Here is a 16,725-nt window from a genome sequence, read left to right on the forward strand (position 1 = left end):
CCAGATCGGCTCAGGGCTGAGTAAGGTTGAGGTTACTGATCGGCCAGGCGCCTTGACCTTCTGCAACGACCATTTCAACCACCTCGCGCAGCCCCTGGCGTTTATCTCGCCCGGCCAATCTCGCATGTTCGAGGCATTCCAGCTGTCGATCAGCACTGGTGCCTTCAGTCAAAATGCGCTGCGCCTGCATGAATGCCCGTTCGGCATCGACCGAGTCAGGCGGGTGCTGCCCGCGTAGCTGCGCCAGCCAACCAAACGCGGATACCGGCTGTTGCTGTTCAAGCCCGATGAACTGCCCATGGCGACCATGACGCATAGCCCGCCAGTAGTTCTCTTGGGTAATCCAGTGAGTTTCGCGACTGGCCGGCGCCGGAGCGTAATGAGGCATGACGCAACACTCCACCAGATGGCGAAACAAACCCGCAATGCACAGCGCATCTTCCAGCCGAGGGCAACCATCGCTGATACGCAGTTCCACGGTGGCAAAGCGCTGGGATGGCCGCAGCGCCCACCAGAATGCGCCATCGCTAGCCAGCGAGCCGGTCCGCTGCAGCAACCCGCGATAGCGTTGATACGCAGTCCAGTCTGCCAGCGGCTCTGGCAGGCCCATATGTGGCCACTCGCCGCAAATCGCCCGGCGGTAGCTCATGTAGCCAGTGTTCTCCCCGCTCCACAGCGGTGAAGAACTGCTCAGCAGCAGGAACATCGGCAACCAGTACACCACTTGGTTGATCAGCTGAATGCGATCGCAGCCAGGTGGCACGCCGACATGCACATGCAGCCCCGAGAGCAGACTACGCCGCGCCACGTGCTGGTAATCATCGAATAATTGCCAGTATCGCGGGGTGGTCCTCGGACGCTGGCGTTGCCACTGCGCGCTGGGGTGACTGCCAGCACAATAGAGGGCAGCGCCCTCCTCGGCCAACGCTTCGTTCAGGCGCTGGCGGCTATCACCGAAAAACTGCTGGGCCTGGCGCACGTGATCGAATATCGGCGAGGCGACTTCGATCTGGCAGCGGAACATTTCTTCGGCGAAATACTGCCCCATGACTTCGCGGCACAGATTACCCACCACTGGCGAAGGTGTAGCCAGCACCTTGCCGGTGGCTGTTTCTACCAGCAGGTATTCTTCTTCGATGCCGAAGGTACAAGGCTTGAACATACGCTCATCCGATTCGGGTAACGCTTAACGCAACTGCTGCAATCCGCTCGACCTGCTCATAACCTGGTTCACTCAACTGTTCGCCGAACACATCCGGATCAAGCTCGCGGTAGACCCAACTCCAGCGTGGCCCGGCCAAAAGCGCACGTGCCGCTTCAAGCAATGGGTCACGGCCGTCGATCATGGCCACTCCGGTATACAGCAGCAGCGTGCCCCCCGGGCCGAGGCGCTCACAGCCTTGTTCGATGATCTGTAATGACAACTGCGCGCCTAGTGAGCCGCCGCCGTGGCGATACTGGCGCTGCTGGGTGTCGAGCATGTAGGGGGGATTGGCGACGATCAGGTCGAACGTGCCAGTGACACCGTCGAGAATATTGCTGCGCTGCACTGAAACATTGGTCAACCCTGCCAGGGCGGCATTAACTGTGGTGTAACGCAGCGCCAGCGGGTTGATATCCACCGCACTGACCTGAGCGTGCTGGGCAGCCCTGGCGATCAGCAGCGCGCCAACCCCGCTGCCGCAGCCAATATCTACTGCATGCTCCACGGGCGTTGTGCAGCGCTGCAGATGCTCGTGGATGACCTGGGCAAATCGGTAACTGTCCGGGCCGAAGAATACTGCATCGCTGGCCTCGGTCGGATAGGCAGAATGCACCAGGAGCAGATCTTCCAGAGTCGACCAGCGCACCTTGCTGCGCAGCGACTCGCCGTGCTCGTCCAATACCTGAGCCTCGGCCAGCTGCTGCAGTTGGTCCGCCGACAAAAGCCCCGCAGCAAATGGCCTGCTCCAGCCAAAAACGTCGCGCAGTGTGCAAGCGCGCTGGGCCTCAGGTCGCGCATTGTTACGCGCATGAGTGGCTGGGCTGACGCAGGTAAACCTATAGCCGTCAGCACGCAGGCGCTTGCCTAATTGCAACAAGGCCTCGTCAGCCTGAATCTGTTCTTCGCTGGCTGGAATCAATGAGCGTTCTCCTGGATAAGACCGGTAGCGCGAATAAACGCTCGGGTAGCTTCCAACCCCGTCGGCAAGGCATGCCGGTTACCTGCCATACGGGCGATGAGCGTTTCCAACGGTGCGGTCGAATGCTTCTGCACACTGCTTGGCGCGTCAAGCTGCAGCCCAGTCTCCCAGCTTCCGGGGGCAACGCGGCGGATTCTTGGGCCTTGCCAATCAGCGCTGATCCAGTCGTACCACAGCTGCTTTTCATAAGCGCTGAACACGCCGAACATAGGTGCAGTGGGGCCCTCCATGACGCGCCAGAAGCGGCTCTCGGCCGGGTCCTGTCCGCGCACAACCCACTTTTGCGCTTGCAGCGCATCGAGGAAGCCGGCCATGCCGTCTGGTTCAGCCAGCCATTGATTGATGGTGCGGCCCTGCAGGCGGCAATGGTCGGAATGCATGAACTGGCCGAACAGGCGCTTGCGTTCCAGCGAGCTGATCAGTTCCTGTTCAAGATCGAAGCTGGCGATAAGCGCGGTGGCAGATTCACCGAGCTCGTTCAGCCGATAACCCTGACGAACCCGTTGGTAGTAGGCCCCGGCGTCGCTTTCCGGCAGCAATTGCAGCAGTGCCTGAATCGATTTGTGCGCGTGGCCGGTTGCAGCATTGTCGATGGTGACGTGCAGCTGGAAGTAGTGGCCGTCGATGCCCAGTTCTGCCAGTTCATAGGTGGTGATCAACAGGTGCAGCGGCGGTTGCTCATAGCCCAAGTTGTAGCCAATAGCCTCGGCCTCGAAGGCATCGCCGTGCGCGCCCAGGGCCAGTTGAACGGAACCTTGCAGATAACGCTCATCGACAAGTGGCAGCAGCTCCAGGCAGCCAAGGCGGCTGAGCAGGCGCTGATAGATCAGTACGTGGTTGCAACGCGGATCACCGTCACCCAGCTCTTCTAAAAAGGTACGGATAAGGCCGTGATAGCGAGGGTCCCGCCAGTGCTGCAAAAAGCCATGCAGCCAGGCACCATCGACCGCTTTGGTCGGGGCCACTTGCTGGATGTACCACAGTGCCTGGGCGCGGTTGGCAAAATAACGGCGTGGCCCGCCTTCGCGGCGCTGGGTCAGGTAAGTCGCGAACTCCGCAGCCACCTGAGCACTGTGGCGAACCGCCCAGCCGCTCAGCTGAGCAGGCGAAGCTGGCAGATCATCCGCCAGTTGCTCGGCGCGCTTGAGCTGCCTGGCAAGCCATTGCGCGCTGTCGACGCTGTGGCCGTGCAGGAGTGCCTGGTAGCGCTGTTCGAAGCTGTCTTCCGTGGTCAAGGCCGGAACCATGGGGGCGGCCTTGCGGGTCATCACCGTCATGACTCATTCCTCGTGCACTTATTGGTTGTTGTTGTCCTGCGGCATGGGCTCTGGCCCTGGCGCGGGTTGTGGAGCGGGTGTCTGGTGCTGCTGCATCTGCAGTGAGGGCTTGCTTTCATCGGCATCTTTGGCTGGGTGGCTGTCGTCGCGGTCGAAACAGCCGGTCAGTACTGCCAGGCTGCCGAGCAGGCAAACGGTAGGTGCTATAGACCGTGGGCGCATGATCTGTCTCCTTCAGCAACGCCGCGCCGGCGGGACCGGCGCGGCGTCATTTCACTTACGAACGTCCGCCCTTGCGGCCGGAATCACTGGACTCACCACCACCTGACTTCTGTCCGCCCTTACGGCCGGCTTCAGAAGCTTTTTCGCGATCATTAGCGAAGTTGCCCGGGTTTTTCGTTCCACCCTGGCTACCGGTCTTGTTGGTGTCTTTCTTGTCCATGGTGCGTAACCTCTCGTAGCTACTGGAATGCACGGTGATGAGCCGCACATAGCTGGGAGTGCCGCGATAACAGCGGATTCGCTTTATTTCCGAAAAGTTCGGACCAATGGCATTAAAAGCCCGATCAGGCGTTATTTAGCGCGCAACGCTTGGGCAGGTTGCTCGAGCTGGCGTTGCCGACGTCCTAGCCAGCCGCCGACCCCGGCCCAGCTCAAGGCAAGAGCTGCGCCGATCAGCATCGCCAGCTGCGGATGCTCGCCGAGGAGGTCCAGGCCGCGCTTGAGCCAACCACTCAAGGCGTCGCCACCGCGATAGACCACAGTGTCGATAAAGCTCTTGGCCTTGTACTTGGCTTCGGCCGGTAGCACCGTAAAAAGCATCTCGCGACCGGGCCGCACCAGTGCGTACTCGCCAGCACGGCGTATCACCATCACCCCTACAAACACGGCAAAGGTCGGCGCCAGGGCCAGCCAGACAAAGCCCAGGGCCATCAGCAGCGGTACGCCAATCAGCAGCACGCCGACACCCAACCGCCGCGCGAGCCTGCCAGTGATAAACAGCTGGGTGAGGATCGCCAGCGCTTGCACCACGCTGTCGATAAGACCGAACACCTGCGTCTGCTGAGTCCGATCAGTGAAGGTTTCACTAACAATGCGGGCCTGTTCGAAGTACAAAAAGGTGCTGACACTGGCAAGCAGCACCACGAACAGGGCAATGCCCAGCAGATAGGGCGAACGCAAGACTGCCGTCGCCCCGGCAAATGGATTGCCACCCAGCGGCTTGTTCGGCGGCAGTTCAGCAGTCAGCTCCAGAGGATGCTGCGAACGCCAGTGCAGCAGGTAAGCGCTCGCGGCGATGCTGCCGAGCAGCAGCAGGCTGGCCAATAACAGCAATCCGCTGTGGCCCAAGGGTGCGACCAGCAAGGTTCCCAGCACTGGCCCAGCCAAACCACCTGCGCTGGCTCCGGCAGCAAGCAAACCGAACAGGCGCTTGCCCTGTTCTGTGGAAAATAGGTCCGCCAGCACGCTCCAGGCCAGGGAAATCGCCAGCAGATTGAACACAGATAACCAGATGTAGAACGCACGGGCTGTCCACAGCGCCTGTTGGTCGACGGCAAACAGCCCCGCAAACAACATCAGGTTGCTGACAAAGAAGCCGTAGGTCCACGGCAGAATGCGCTTGCGTTTGACCCGCGATGCCAGCCAGCCAAACAGCGGCAGGCACATCAGCGTGGCGATGAAGGTGCCGGTGAACAGCCACTGCAGATTGTCGATGCCGCCGGCGATGCCCATGGTTTCGCGCACCGGGCGCAGCATGAAATAGCCGGTAAACAGCAGAAAGAACATCACCAGGCCGGCGGCCACTGCCGGCCCTTCGCCAGGTTGCAGGTTCAGGCTGTTGCCCAGCCGCTCACGCCAATGGCTCATGAGCCTAGCCAAACAGTTTAATCAGCGCGCGCTGTTGCGCCTCGCTCAGCAACTGACCTTGGCCGGCTTTGAGCTGGTCGATCTGGCGATCGGGGCGGCCGGTGGCGGGGATCACCGCCGTCACGGCCGGGTGGCTGATGGCGAACTTCAGAAACAGCTGCGCCCAACTGCTTGCGCCTACCTGTGCCGCCCAGTCTGGCAAGGCCATGTCCTTGACCCGGGCAAACAGGCGGCCATCGTCAAAGGCACGATTGATCAGCACCGCAACGCCCTTGTCCTGGCACAACGGCAACAATTGGCGAGCGGCCTCGGGCGCATTTACCGAGTAATTGATCTGGACGAAATCCAGCGGCTCCTTGCGCACGATCTGCGCGACCTGTTCATGACTGCTGGACAGGTAATGAGTGATGCCGACATAGCGGGTCTTGCCCTGCGCCTTCAGTTCACGGGCATAAGGCAGCTGCCGCTGCCAGTCGCGCAGGTTGTGGATCTGCAATAGGTCAACCCGATCGGTGCGCAGGCTGCGCAAGGTGCCCGCCCACTGCGCCTCGGCAGCGGCCTTGCTGTCAGCGGCAATTTTGGTCGCAAGGAAGCACCGGCGATGCCAGCCGCCCTGCTCCAGTAACTGGCCCAGAATGGCATCGGCACCGCCGTAATTGGGCGAGGTGTCGATGATTCGCCCGCCGCCAGCAAAGAACGCCTGCAGAACCTGCTGGAGCCGCTGATACTCGGCACTCCCTGCTTCCACTTCGAAGCTGCCAGAGGTGCCGGCGCCAATCACCGGCAGCGCCTCGCCAGTGCCGGGCACCTTGCGGGTCAGCAAGCTGTCGGCGGAAGCTGCCAGCAACCAGGGGCTGCTGGCCAGCAAGCCCAATGCTGCACCAGTGAGTAGGACATCACGACGCGCATACATGGAAAAGCCCCTGTCATAAACCGGAAACTTTCAAGGCTAGCCGTGATGGCGCAAGCTGTCGGGGCATTCTGTATCTGGATGTTTGGCCGCTTGGCCAGGGTCAGCCGAGCAGCAGACGCAGGTCCAGCCCCTGTTCAGTCATCGGCGGGCACCAGTAATAACCGCCAGTCAACGGCCGGCTGAAGCGATAGAGGGCATCCACCACGCCGTCTTCCAGGCCGCTCATGCGCCGCAGCTGGACATCGAAAGCGTCGAACGAACGGCCAAGCGCGACAAACGCCAGGCCTGCGCCGCGGTCGTCAGCCCACGACACCGAACGACGCACCATGAACGCTTCCGGCGCGTAGCTTTCCTGGGCAGTACGTTTGACGTGCGCCGATTCCGGCGCATCGTCGAGCTCTTCGTTATCTTCAAGCCGGCGGCCAATGATGTCGTCCTGCTCGGCCTGGGGCAGCGACTTGAAGTAGCCGAGGTCATGCTTCCACAACTGGAACGCTGCGTAGCTCGAACCCGCCAGGCCGGGCTCAGCGTCGGCGACGATGGCAGCCTCGACCGCAGCGTCGTCACTTGGATTTTCAGTGCCATCTTCGTAACCGGTAAGGTCTCGACCGCCCTGGTGCAGGAAGCCGTCGATGCTGTCGACCAAGTGCAGCGCCGGCGCCAGCTGAGCGATCAGCGCCTGGCTGCGCAGATACAGGTCACCACGTTCTTCGCCACGCAGCCACAGCCACAGCGCGTGCTGGGTGCTTGGGTTGTGTACCACTGCATCGAGCTCAGGAAACGCCTGCAAACCCGGAATTGCCCGGCCCAGCGCGGTCGCCATTGGCAGGCCGACGCCAGCAATCAGGCTGCGCCCGTCGACTTCGGCGAGCAGCGCATCGAGTACGCCAGGCAGGGCTTGCGCGCTGTGCAGGGTAAAAAACAGGTGACGGGCATGAACCGGCACCGGGGTGGCAAGCAGACCTTGCTGGAACGGCATGACGGGCGAATCCTCGGCAAAAGCGCGAATCCTACTGCGCTGATGGCTCGACCGCAACGCGGCCAGATCGCACAGCGCAGGCTGATTGCCATGGATCCGTTAACAAAACTTTACCAAGGCATGGCGTATTGCGATTACCTCTCATCAAAAGCCACCTACACTGCTCGCAATCCATTGTTCGAGACTGCCGCCATGACCGCCTCACCTTTGCTCACCGCCATGCTGCCGATCGCCTTGGGGATCATCATGCTCGGCCTTGGCCTGTCGCTGACCCTCGCTGACTTTGCTCGGGTAGCCAAGTACCCCAAACCGGTGGTCATCGGCCTGGCGTGCCAGATCCTGCTGCTGCCATTGGTGTGCTTCCTGATTGCCAATGGCTTTGGCCTGGAGTCGGCACTGGCGGTGGGCTTGATGCTGCTGGCAGCCTCGCCGGGCGGTACTACCGCCAACCTGTTCAGCCACCTGGCACACGGTGATGTCGCGCTGAATATCACCCTCACTGCGGTCAACTCACTCATCGCAATCCTGACCATGCCGCTGCTGGTCAACTTGTCGCTGAGCTGGTTCATGGCCTCTGATCAGGTCATTCCACTGCAATTTGCCAAGGTCATGCAGGTGTTTGCCATCGTTCTGCTGCCGGTGGCGCTGGGGATGATGATCCGGCGCTGGGCGCCAACCTTTGCCGGGCGCATGGAGAAGCCGATGAAATTGGTGGCGGCCTTGTTCCTGGCCTTCACCATCGTTCTGGCGCTGACCAAGGATTGGCAGACGGTGCTTGAGTACGCGCCAGTGGTGGGGGCGGCGGCATTGTTGTTCAACCTGCTGAGCCTGGGGGTCGGCTACTACCTGCCGCGCCTGCTGAACATCCCCAAGCGCCAGGCGATCGCGATCGGCATGGAAATCGGCATCCACAACGGCACCCTGGCGATTGCCTTGGCGCTGAGCCCGTCACTACTTAACAACCCCACCATGGCGGTGCCGGCGGCCATCTACAGCCTGATCATGTTCTTTACCGCCGCGGGCTTTGGCTGGTGGGTCAGCCGTGGCCACCAGGCTGAAGGGGTTAGCGAAGGACGCCGCGGAACGGTCGGCGACTGAAACGGTTATTTGAGCGCAGTTTTGCTGCGCTCACACAATTGACGCCTGAGCACGCGCAGGGGCGGCGCATAGAAGAAGCCAAACGACACGCAACCCTCGCGTCCCTTGACTGCGTGATGCAACCGATGCGCGCGGTGCAGCCGCTTCAGGTAGCGGTTGACCGGCCGCAGCCGGCGCGGCCAGTGCCGGTGAAACAGCCCGTCATGGGCCACTACATACAGCAGGCCGTAACCTGCCACACCCGCGCCAACCCACTGCAGCGGCGCATGCCCGGCCTTGCCCAGCGTTACCAGTGCTGCGGCAATCAACGCAAGGGCCGCAAGGTAGACATCATTGGTTTCCAGCACGCCCAACTGCGGCTGATGGTGCGAGCGGTGCAACCACCAGCCCCAGCCATGCATGATGTATTTATGCGCGAGCGTGCCGACGCCTTCCATGGTCACCAGGGTGCCGAGCAGGACGGCCAGATTGAACAGCATGGGAGAATCCGCAGTGAGTGGGCAAAGCAGCAAGGTTACCACTGCCCGCTGTAGGCTTCAGCCTGCCAGACGCAGAGAAACGTCGTTATGAAGCCATTGTCATGTTACTGCCGCTGACCCTCGCCCAGGTGTATACCGCAGCAACGCTATGGTGCACGGCGGCAATCGGCGTGCTGTGCAGCGTTGGTCTGTTGCTCGAGGCGACGCTGGGCAGCCTGGTAGTGCGCGCGCAGGTACTGGGCAACGCTCAGGCCGCTGCTCAGCTGGAGCGTCTGGTCAGCCGGGTGAGTCTGGAAAAAGGCGTGAGCGCGGTGCGCTGGTAAGTTCGCGAGTCGGCAGCTGACTGAACGCTGATCAGCCCTGCGCCTGGGCCATGCAATAGCGGTCCCGGCCCTGGCGCTTGGCTTCGTAAAGCGCGGCGTCGGCTTCAGCTACAAGCGCTTGCGAACTGATCGGTTGCTGCGCCGGATGAGCCACCGCGATACCGGCGCTGGCCGACACTACGCCAAACGGGCTGCCGGCGTGCTCGATAGCCAACCGGCGCAACTGCTGCAATGTCTCCTGCACGATCAGGCCGGCCCCATGGCCATCGGTGTCAGGCAGCAACAGGGTGAACTCTTCCCCGCCATAGCGCACCGCAAGGTCCGCGGGCCGCTTCAGCGCCTGCCCCAGCACTTCCCCGACCCGCCGCAAACATTGGTCGCCTGCCAGGTGGCCATATCGGTCGTTATAGGCCTTGAAAAAATCCAGATCCATCATCACCAGCGCCACCGGATAGCCTTGCCGCCGCGCCCTGGCGATCTCGACATCCAATACGGCGTCGAGCCGGCGCCGGTTGCCGAGCCCGGTCAGGCTGTCGGTCAGCGCCAGGTCCTTGAGCGTCTGGTGCGCCTGGTGCAAGGCGCGTTCGATGACAATGCGCTCACGTAGCTGACGCAGCACCACCCAACCGAACAGCGAAAGCCCGATCAACAATATCAACAACACGCCGATCGACTTGATCACATCCTGGCGCCATGCCGCCAGAATCGCATCGCGCGACAGGCCGGCCTGCACCACCAACGGGTAACTGGTCAGCCCACGGTAGGCATACAGCCTGGGTGTGCCGTCAACCACCGCTACAGTCTCGACCATGCCCTCGTTGGCATACGGCAGGTAGTTGCGAAACACTTCGCTGTCTGCCAGGCTGCTGCCCAGCACCTGCTTGACAAACGGCCTGCGCACCAGAATCGTACCGTCGCGCTTGGCCAGCACCAGCGCGCCGCTCTGGTCGATCTTGAAGTCGCCGTAGTAACGCACGAACCAGTCGACCTTGATCGTGCCCAACAGCACCCCGGCAAAGCTGCCATCGGGATAATTCAGACGGCGCGAAATGGGGATGATCAATTCTTCGGTAGAGCGGCTCTTGACCACCGAGCCGATCCTGATCTGCCGGCCCGTATGCTCACGGTGATAGATGAAGTAGTCGCGGTCGGCATTGTTGGCCTTCGGCGCTGTGACCGTATGATCGGTTGCCAGCCAAGTGCCATCCGCGCCGTACACGAACAGGCCATGCAACTGTGGCATTATTTGTACTTGTTGGCGCAAGAGGGCGTGCAGCCGCGGCCGATCGAGGTTGGTGAAGCCATCGCCCTCGAGGCGTTCAGCCAATGCGGCGGTAATCGCATCGACCTGCCGTATCGAGTCCTCGGCGTGCTGAGCACTGGCTCTGGCGAGGTTGACCACCGAGTTTTCAGCAAAGATGAAGGCTGCGCGATAGTCACGCCAGATCCGCCAGGCCTCGGTCGCGACGAATACCAGCATGACCACGGCCATGAACGCCAACACCAGGCGAAACATCGCCACGGCGCGGCCTTCACTGCTGGCAGCGAAAAGGCCGTGCTCATCAGGCTTATGGGTAAAAGGCATGCAAATCCCTTACGCTCGCTTGGCCTTTGACTATAGATCAGCGATGTTTGCGCGTACCCAGTTCGATCCAGGTCGGCGCGTGGTCACTGGCCTTGGGCTCATTACGGACCCAGGCATCGACGCCCGCGTTTTTCAGATACGGCACCAGCTCGGCATTGAGCAACAGGTGGTCGATGCGCAGCCCGGCATTGCGTTCCCAATGCTTGCGAAAGTAATCCCAGAAGGTAAACACCTGCTCATCCGGGTACAGATGCCGCAACGCATCCGTCCAGCCCTGATCCAGCAGGCGTTGGTAGCAGGCCCGGGATTCGGGCTGGAGCAAGGCATCCTTGCGCCATGAACGCGGGTCATAGATGTCCTTGTCGGTGGGTACCACGTTGAAGTCGCCGGCGAGCACAGTTGGGTGGCCGCTGTCGAGCAGCCCCTGGGCATGTTCGATCAGGCGCTCGAACCACTCCAGTTTGTAATCGAACTTTGGTCCCGGCTGCGGATTGCCATTGGGCAGATACAGGCACGCCACCAGCACGCCGTGGACAGCGGCCTCGAGGTATCGGCTCTGCGGATCATGTTCCATGCCTGGCAAGCCGCGGCGCACCTCCAGCGGCTCGGCGCCGCGGGCCAGAATCGCCACGCCGTTCCACGACGGCTGCCCCTGAAACAGGCAGCTGTAGCCTGCTGCTTCGATGGCCTGCAACGGAAACGTCTGATCTGGCGCCTTCAGCTCCTGCAAGCAGGCAATATCCGGCTGCTCCCGCTCAAGCCAGGCGAGCAATGCCGGCAAACGGCTGCGGATGCCGTTGATATTGAAGGTGGCGATCTTCAGCGCTTTCATGTGTCAGGGTCGTTGACGTGGGCCTGCACAGCTTCCTGCAGGGCGTTGACATGGGCCTCGTCGGCCAGTTGTTTCAGCGCCAACCAGTCGTCCCAGTCCAGCCCGCCGTCATCGCGCAAGGCTTCAGCCGTGCGGATCAACTCGTGGTGATAGGCGTCGGGCGACTCGCGCCGGTAGCTGACGTCATCATATTGCGCGTACCAGGCCGCCAGTTCGGGAATGCTGCGTTCAATGCTCATGCGTTTACTCCTGCCTGAACCTTTGAATGTCTGAACCCTGCTCGCCGCGCATCGTTCCCATTAGTGCGCCAGCGGCACAACGACAACAAAAAAATTAAACCTTTGCTGCATGCCAATGCTCAACCTTAGGCGACATTGACGTCGCGCCAACGCAAAGGTGTGAGAAATGAACAATCTGTTCCTGAAACGAATCGGACTGTCCGTCGCCCTGGGCATGGCCTCTTTGCATGCAATGGCGGCAAGCTCCGACGACTTCGTTGACGCAGCTGCCGAGTCCGGCATCGCTGAAGTCGTGACCAGCAATCTGGCTCTGGAAAAAACCCAGAGCGCCGACATCAAGACCTTTGCCCAGCAGATGGTCGCAGACCATACCAAGGCTAATCAGAAGCTCGGCGACATCGCCAAAAAGCATGACATCAGCGTGCCTGACGAGGCCGCGATGACCGACAAGGTCAAGAAAGTCATCCTTGAATGGCGTGACGAGTCGTTCGACAAGTCGTATGTGAACAACCAGGTCGCTGCGCACGAAAAAGCCGTCGAGCTGTTCAAGAAAGAGGCTGCTTCAGGCGACAAGCCAGACCTGAAAGCCTTCGCTGGCGAGACCCTGCCGGCACTGGAGAAGCACCTGGAGCATGCCAAACAGCTGCAGACTAAATACGACAAGTAACCCGAATTGGCGAGGCTAAGTATTTATGAGTAACGACCCACTTCGTGATGAAGTTCTAACCCGCCTCTTGCACGCGCACCCGCAAGGCCTGGGCAAGGAAGTGCTGGATAACTATCGCGGCGAGAAAGTCGTGGCCGGTATGCTCAAGACGCTGCAGGACGACGGCTTGATCCATGATGGTAGCGTTGAGGTTGATGCCGAGCATCAGATCAGCGTGCAGTATCCGATCAAACTGTCCAGCGCCGGCGTCGAAGCCGCCAAACGGGTCGAAGCCTAATCGACTCGTTCGCTCCTGCACCTTGTGCAGGAGCAGCTCGCGCCGCCAAGGCGCGAGCTTCCCTTCTTGAATTCCTGCCTTAGTGCTTCTTCTCGATATCGCGCGGCGGAACTGCTGGGCCCTGTGGGTCTACCTGCGGATCGTCCAGGTCTGGCGAGTCCGGATCAAAACCCAGGTCGTTATTTTCAGTGGCCTCATCTGAAGAGTGCGGGCCCCTATTCGGGTGCTCGTGCTCGTGGCTTTTCTCGTTGGACATGCGCAGATCTCCCATGAATGTCTATGGAAGAACCCTGCACAGCGGTAAAGTTTGATTTATTAATCCGCGCCCACATCACCGCGCTGCAAACTGGCCAGAGCATCGCTGCGGCTGACCAGCTCTGCCTTTAGAAAATCGAGCTGGCGGGCCTGCTCGGCGCAAAGTTCGCGCTTCTGCTCCAGTTGCTGCGTTTGCCCTTCCAGCTGGCGGCGCACTTCGTCGCTGGCCCCCTGCGCCTGTGCCAGAATCGTGCGCAAACCCTGCACCTGGGCGTCGCGCTGCTCCAACTGATCATTGATGACCTTGAGTTCAGCGGCGGCCTGGCGAGCCTCTGCCTGCAAACGCTCGTTGTCGCGATGAAGGCGAGTGGCCTCTTCCTGCCTGACGATCAAGCTCTGCTGCAACTGGCGCAGCTCTACCTGCAACTGCTGTACCTGCCCCTCGTGCCGGCGCTGCTCCTGCTCACGCTGCTCGCGGCTGGCGGTGCGGTAGTGTTCAAGTGCGTCGCGAGCGTGGCGATGCTTGTCCTCAAGCGAAGTGATCTGCTCATCCTTATCGGCCAGGCGCAGCTGCTGCTCGCCAAGCGCCTGATTGAGGCTGGCGCTGCGCAACTGTTCGGTTTGCAACGTGCTCTGGGTGGACGCGAGCTTTTCCGACTCGGCCTGCAGGGCATTGGTCTGAATCTGGATTTGCTGCTGCGCCGCAGCGAGTGCCTGCTGGGCGATGCTCAGCTGAGCCTGGAGCTGATCACGCTGCTCGGTGAACTCGCTTTCAGCTGCTTCGATGCGCGCATCGCTCTCCTCTCGCAACTGATCCGCCAGTTGTTCGACGAGCCGCGCCAAAGGCTCACTCAGGTTACCGGCAGCCAATTGGGTCGCCGCCGGATGCTCGCTCTCAAGTTCCTTCAAATAACGGTGAATGGTGGTCTTGGAGCCGGTATTACCCATTTCGATACGTACCGCATCAATGCTCGGGCGCTCGCCACGGGCAATCAAGGCCTGCCGCGCCTGCTGCACTAACGCCTTGTTGATTCCGCCCCGGGCCATGTCTGCTCCTACGATTTCGTAATGTGGTACGTACTATGTAATTACATATTAATTATCTACCTACCGACGGGCTTTAACAAGCCGTTGCTAACATTCAATAATCACGGCTTATCGCATGTGAGGGCGTTTAATCTGCGCTGCTCAGTGAGTGGACACAGCCGAGCTGTACAAACAGTCGAAATCGTAGTTTTGCAGGGTGTACAGCCCTGAGTAGCAAATCGCCACTAGTCATAAGGCTGTCATTCAACTGTCGTATTTTCAGGGGACTACTCAAGGCCGGGAAACGAACAGCAGTGATCCGCCTAACCCCCTCCTCTGCAAAGCTCCTGCCGCTGCTTCTACTGATGCTGTGCGCAGTCACTCTCACCTTTCTCTGGGGGCTGCATGCAACCCAGAAGAATGCTGCGCACCAAGAGGCGCTTGCGGCCAAGGCCGCCGAACATCTGAACCTGGCCAGCGTTGTCGCACAGAGCCTGCGCCAGTTGGTTGATCGTGCTCAGGCTGTGGGTCGCAGCACTCTGCAAGACGTGACGAAGCCGGCTCAGGATCGCCTCAGCCTGGTGAAGATCCTGGCCGCAGACCCGCTGCTTAAACGCATGAGCCTTTACGACAGCAACGGCGCACGGGTCTTTTCCAGTGATGCTGACGAACCGCAACGCCTGCCCAGTGAGTGGCTCGACCAACTGAAAACCCATGTGGCGCGCTACGGCTTGAAACCCTTCCTGGCACAAGCGCTGCCCAATGCCAGCGACACGTCGGAGCGACCCGTGCCGTTTCTAGTGCCCCTGTCCAACCTGCCTGGGCGCCAGATCGACAGCGTACTGTTGGTGCATCTGGACATCGGCTACCTCGCGCTGCTGTTCCAGCACATCGATCTGGGCGCCAGTGGCTTCATGCGCTTGCTGCAGGATGACGGCCAGGAGCGCCTGCGTATCGATGGCAGCGGCGTGGTGGTGACCGGCGAGGCGCTGCTACCGGTGCCGCCAGCCACTGGCGCAGACGCCGGCAGCCTCACTCAATTCGCCGCGGATGGCACCTATCAGAGCTTGTATCGGCGAGCCGCAGATCGTGGTTTCAGCGTTGTTGTCAGTCAACGCCACGAAGAAATCCTCAACCCGAGCACAGCCAACTTCGCCCGCCAGTTCTGGCTGAACCTGTGCATGACCATCATGATCCTCGCCAGCCTGGCCTGGAGCCTGCGTTTACTGAGCAAGCGCCAGGAGGCGTTCAGCGCCCTGGAGCAGGCGCAGCAGGTCAACCAGGAACTGATCGAGCGCCTCGAAGAGGCCCATCGGCGCAGCAGCCACGCAGCGGCAACCGATCACCTCAGCGGCCTGCATAACCGTCGCCAGTTCGTCGAAGTAGCCAGCAAAACGCTGACCCGCCAGCGCGGCAAACGCCGTTTGAAGGCGATCCTGTTCATTGATATGGACCGCTTCAAGTCAATCAACGACTCGCTCGGCCACCGCATCGGCGACCTGCTGTTGCAGGCCGTGGCCGGGCGCATTCAGCGCATGCTGGAAGACGGCGACGAGGCTTCGCGCTTCGGCGGTGACGAGTTCGTCGTGCTGCTCGCTGGCGAGCGCAGTGAAGACCAGCTCGACAACTGGGTGCGCGCTCTGGTCGAAAAGCTTTCGGCCACCTACGCGCTGGATGGCCAGGAGGTCAATACCAGCCCCAGCGTCGGCGTCAGCATCTGCCCGCGCGACGGCCAGGACATCGACGCGCTGATCCGCAACGCCGACGCCGCCATGTACTCGGCCAAGCAGGCGGGGCGCGCTCAGTATCGCTTTTTCGACCCGTCGCTGAACGTTAGCGACCTTCACGCGTTCAACCTTGAGCAGGCGTTTGGCAGTGCCCTGGCCGAGCGTCAGTTCGTTTTGCATTTCCAGCCGCAGATCCGGCTCGACAACCTGCAGGTGGTGGGTTACGAGGCCCTGGTGCGCTGGGATCACCCAGAATTCGGCCTGCTCTACCCTGACCGCTTCATCGGCCTCGCCGAGCGCAGCGGCTTCATCGTCGCGCTGGGTTGGGAGGTGCTGCGCATGGCCTGTGAGGAACTGGCCAGCTGGACCGCACGCGATCCGCACACACGGATCGCCGTCAACGTCTCGGCGCTGCAGCTGCGCCAGGCCGATTTCAGCGAACGATTGTTGAATGAGCTGGACCAGCTCGGCATCGCTGCGCAGCGCCTGGAACTGGAGATTACCGAGACCACCGTGCTCGATCCGGAAGGCACTGCGGTCGATCACCTGCAGCGCCTGCGCGCCGCGGGTATCGGCATCAGCCTGGACGACTTCGGCAGTGGTTACGCCGGCTTCGCCCATCTGCACGCGCTGCCCCTGAGCAAGTTGAAGATTGACCGGGCACTGATCGCGCCGCTATGCAACAGCTACGATGACAGCCCGATCGTGTCCTCGACCATCATCCTGGCCAAACGCCTGGGCCTGGAGGTAGTTGCCGAGGGCGTCGAAACCCGCGAACAGGTGGTCTGCCTGAAGCTCGCCGGCTGCGACATCGCCCAGGGCTACCACTTCAGTCGGCCGTTATCGCCTACGCAACTTCACGAGTATGCGCCCTTCAAGGCCATCGAAGAGCAGCTCTGCCTGGAGCACTGAGGCTGTACTGACGCTTGACCAGCCCCCACGTTGGTCAGCAGCCTGCGGCTGGTTTATTGTGTGGGCTTCAGTTCACCACAATCC

The 16,725-nt window shown here is 61.2% G+C and carries 17 protein-coding genes and 2 pseudogenes; 5 read left to right on the forward strand and 14 right to left on the reverse strand.

Annotation, left to right across the window (positions count from 1 at the left end; genetic code table 11):
* Positions 1-10: 10 nt before the first annotated feature.
* The 8 genes and pseudogenes from HU736_RS04585 to HU736_RS04620 all read right to left on the reverse strand — a co-directional run bounded on the left by HU736_RS04585 (position 11) and on the right by HU736_RS04620 (position 7,221).
* Positions 11-1,162: a carboxylate-amine ligase gene (locus HU736_RS04585; protein ID WP_186698088.1), complete on the reverse strand. Its 1,152-nt coding sequence runs from the start codon at positions 1,160-1,162 to the stop codon at positions 11-13.
* Positions 1,163-1,166: 4 nt separating this feature from the next.
* Positions 1,167-2,120 carry a methyltransferase gene (locus tag HU736_RS04590; RefSeq protein WP_186698518.1) on the reverse strand — a complete coding sequence of 318 codons (954 nt, stop codon included), beginning with the start codon at positions 2,118-2,120 and terminating at the stop codon, positions 1,167-1,169.
* On the reverse strand, positions 2,120-3,460 hold the full coding sequence (locus HU736_RS04595; RefSeq protein WP_186698086.1) for an iron-containing redox enzyme family protein: 1,341 nt from the start codon (positions 3,458-3,460) through the stop codon (positions 2,120-2,122). The genes HU736_RS04590 and HU736_RS04595 overlap by 1 nt, the downstream gene beginning before the upstream one ends.
* 18 nt (positions 3,461-3,478) lie before the next feature.
* Positions 3,479-3,682: a hypothetical protein gene (locus HU736_RS04600; protein WP_186698084.1), complete on the reverse strand. Its 204-nt coding sequence runs from the start codon at positions 3,680-3,682 to the stop codon at positions 3,479-3,481.
* Between the two features lie 55 nt (positions 3,683-3,737).
* Positions 3,738-3,857, reverse strand: a pseudogene (locus HU736_RS04605) (KGG domain-containing protein); the annotation flags it as partial.
* A gap of 176 nt (positions 3,858-4,033) precedes the next feature.
* Complete coding sequence (locus HU736_RS04610; protein ID WP_186698081.1) at positions 4,034-5,329, reverse strand: NTP/NDP exchange transporter; 1,296 nt, start codon at positions 5,327-5,329, stop codon at positions 4,034-4,036.
* A 4-nt stretch (positions 5,330-5,333) separates the two neighbouring features.
* The gene (locus tag HU736_RS04615) at positions 5,334-6,242 is read right to left on the reverse strand and encodes an aldo/keto reductase (RefSeq protein WP_186698079.1); all 909 of its coding nucleotides are present in this window, start codon (positions 6,240-6,242) and stop codon (positions 5,334-5,336) included.
* A gap of 100 nt (positions 6,243-6,342) precedes the next feature.
* The gene (locus tag HU736_RS04620; RefSeq protein ID WP_103437327.1) at positions 6,343-7,221 is read right to left on the reverse strand and encodes a Dyp-type peroxidase; all 879 of its coding nucleotides are present in this window, start codon (positions 7,219-7,221) and stop codon (positions 6,343-6,345) included.
* Positions 7,222-7,413: 192 nt separating this feature from the next.
* Here HU736_RS04620 and HU736_RS04625 point away from each other — a divergent pair, with 192 nt between their 5' ends.
* Positions 7,414-8,319, forward strand: a complete 906-nt coding sequence (locus HU736_RS04625; RefSeq protein WP_186698077.1) for a bile acid:sodium symporter family protein — start codon at positions 7,414-7,416, stop codon at positions 8,317-8,319.
* A gap of 5 nt (positions 8,320-8,324) precedes the next feature.
* Here the strand turns inward: HU736_RS04625 and HU736_RS04630 are convergent, their stop codons facing one another.
* Positions 8,325-8,798 (reverse strand): sterol desaturase family protein, encoded by a 474-nt coding sequence (locus HU736_RS04630; RefSeq protein WP_186698074.1) that lies wholly within the window; start codon positions 8,796-8,798, stop codon positions 8,325-8,327.
* 95 nt (positions 8,799-8,893) lie between these two features.
* Here HU736_RS04630 and HU736_RS04635 point away from each other — a divergent pair.
* Positions 8,894-9,121 (forward strand): annotated as a pseudogene (locus tag HU736_RS04635) (hypothetical protein); the annotation flags it as partial.
* A 31-nt stretch (positions 9,122-9,152) separates the two neighbouring features.
* Here the strand turns inward: HU736_RS04635 and HU736_RS04640 are convergent.
* The 3 genes from HU736_RS04640 to HU736_RS04650 are packed head-to-tail and all read right to left on the reverse strand — an operon-like array spanning position 9,153 to position 11,777.
* Positions 9,153-10,706, reverse strand: coding sequence for a sensor domain-containing diguanylate cyclase (locus tag HU736_RS04640; RefSeq protein WP_186698072.1), 1,554 nt, complete (start codon positions 10,704-10,706; stop codon positions 9,153-9,155).
* A gap of 37 nt (positions 10,707-10,743) precedes the next feature.
* Entirely contained in the window at positions 10,744-11,538 is a 795-nt protein-coding gene (xth, locus tag HU736_RS04645; RefSeq protein WP_103437330.1) for an exodeoxyribonuclease III, read from the reverse strand.
* Positions 11,535-11,777: a hypothetical protein gene (locus tag HU736_RS04650; RefSeq protein WP_101319466.1), complete on the reverse strand. Its 243-nt coding sequence runs from the start codon at positions 11,775-11,777 to the stop codon at positions 11,535-11,537. The genes xth and HU736_RS04650 overlap by 4 nt, the downstream gene beginning before the upstream one ends.
* A gap of 166 nt (positions 11,778-11,943) precedes the next feature.
* On the opposite strand from HU736_RS04650, the gene HU736_RS04655 reads away from it, so the two are divergent.
* On the forward strand, positions 11,944-12,444 hold the full coding sequence (locus tag HU736_RS04655) for a DUF4142 domain-containing protein (RefSeq protein ID WP_186698070.1): 501 nt from the start codon (positions 11,944-11,946) through the stop codon (positions 12,442-12,444).
* A 25-nt stretch (positions 12,445-12,469) separates the two neighbouring features.
* Positions 12,470-12,721, forward strand: coding sequence for a hypothetical protein (locus HU736_RS04660; protein WP_101319470.1), 252 nt, complete (start codon positions 12,470-12,472; stop codon positions 12,719-12,721).
* A 79-nt stretch (positions 12,722-12,800) separates the two neighbouring features.
* On the opposite strand, the gene HU736_RS04665 is transcribed toward HU736_RS04660, so the two are convergent.
* Positions 12,801-12,977 (reverse strand): DUF6021 family protein, encoded by a 177-nt coding sequence (locus HU736_RS04665; protein WP_181003798.1) that lies wholly within the window; start codon positions 12,975-12,977, stop codon positions 12,801-12,803.
* A 59-nt stretch (positions 12,978-13,036) separates the two neighbouring features.
* Positions 13,037-14,023, reverse strand: coding sequence for a DNA-binding protein (locus HU736_RS04670; RefSeq protein ID WP_186698068.1), 987 nt, complete (start codon positions 14,021-14,023; stop codon positions 13,037-13,039).
* Between the two features lie 293 nt (positions 14,024-14,316).
* Here HU736_RS04670 and HU736_RS04675 point away from each other — a divergent pair, with 293 nt between their 5' ends.
* Complete coding sequence (locus HU736_RS04675) at positions 14,317-16,641, forward strand: putative bifunctional diguanylate cyclase/phosphodiesterase (RefSeq protein WP_186698065.1); 2,325 nt, start codon at positions 14,317-14,319, stop codon at positions 16,639-16,641.
* Positions 16,642-16,725: the final 84 nt, after the last annotated feature.

Source organism: Pseudomonas shirazensis, assembly GCF_014268785.2.
GTDB classification, from domain to species: Bacteria; Pseudomonadota; Gammaproteobacteria; order Pseudomonadales; family Pseudomonadaceae; genus Aquipseudomonas; species Aquipseudomonas shirazensis.

What these genes read in the sequence shown, in the direction of transcription:
- HU736_RS04585 (WP_186698088.1), bottom strand. Translation starts at nt 1,162, where the DNA reads ATGTTCAAGCCTTGTACCTTCGGCATCGAAGAAGAATACCTGCTGGTA.
- HU736_RS04595 (WP_186698086.1), bottom strand. Translation starts at nt 3,460, where the DNA reads ATGACGGTGATGACCCGCAAGGCCGCCCCCATGGTTCCGGCCTTGACC.
- HU736_RS04600 (WP_186698084.1), bottom strand. Translation starts at nt 3,682, where the DNA reads ATGCGCCCACGGTCTATAGCACCTACCGTTTGCCTGCTCGGCAGCCTG.
- HU736_RS04610 (WP_186698081.1), bottom strand. Translation starts at nt 5,329, where the DNA reads ATGAGCCATTGGCGTGAGCGGCTGGGCAACAGCCTGAACCTGCAACCT.
- HU736_RS04615 (WP_186698079.1), bottom strand. Translation starts at nt 6,242, where the DNA reads ATGTATGCGCGTCGTGATGTCCTACTCACTGGTGCAGCATTGGGCTTG.
- HU736_RS04620 (WP_103437327.1), bottom strand. Translation starts at nt 7,221, where the DNA reads ATGCCGTTCCAGCAAGGTCTGCTTGCCACCCCGGTGCCGGTTCATGCC.
- HU736_RS04625 (WP_186698077.1), top strand. Translation starts at nt 7,414, where the DNA reads ATGACCGCCTCACCTTTGCTCACCGCCATGCTGCCGATCGCCTTGGGG.
- HU736_RS04630 (WP_186698074.1), bottom strand. Translation starts at nt 8,798, where the DNA reads ATGCTGTTCAATCTGGCCGTCCTGCTCGGCACCCTGGTGACCATGGAA.
- HU736_RS04640 (WP_186698072.1), bottom strand. Translation starts at nt 10,706, where the DNA reads ATGCCTTTTACCCATAAGCCTGATGAGCACGGCCTTTTCGCTGCCAGC.
- xth (WP_103437330.1), bottom strand. Translation starts at nt 11,538, where the DNA reads ATGAAAGCGCTGAAGATCGCCACCTTCAATATCAACGGCATCCGCAGC.
- HU736_RS04650 (WP_101319466.1), bottom strand. Translation starts at nt 11,777, where the DNA reads ATGAGCATTGAACGCAGCATTCCCGAACTGGCGGCCTGGTACGCGCAA.
- HU736_RS04655 (WP_186698070.1), top strand. Translation starts at nt 11,944, where the DNA reads ATGAACAATCTGTTCCTGAAACGAATCGGACTGTCCGTCGCCCTGGGC.
- HU736_RS04660 (WP_101319470.1), top strand. Translation starts at nt 12,470, where the DNA reads ATGAGTAACGACCCACTTCGTGATGAAGTTCTAACCCGCCTCTTGCAC.
- HU736_RS04665 (WP_181003798.1), bottom strand. Translation starts at nt 12,977, where the DNA reads ATGTCCAACGAGAAAAGCCACGAGCACGAGCACCCGAATAGGGGCCCG.
- HU736_RS04670 (WP_186698068.1), bottom strand. Translation starts at nt 14,023, where the DNA reads ATGGCCCGGGGCGGAATCAACAAGGCGTTAGTGCAGCAGGCGCGGCAG.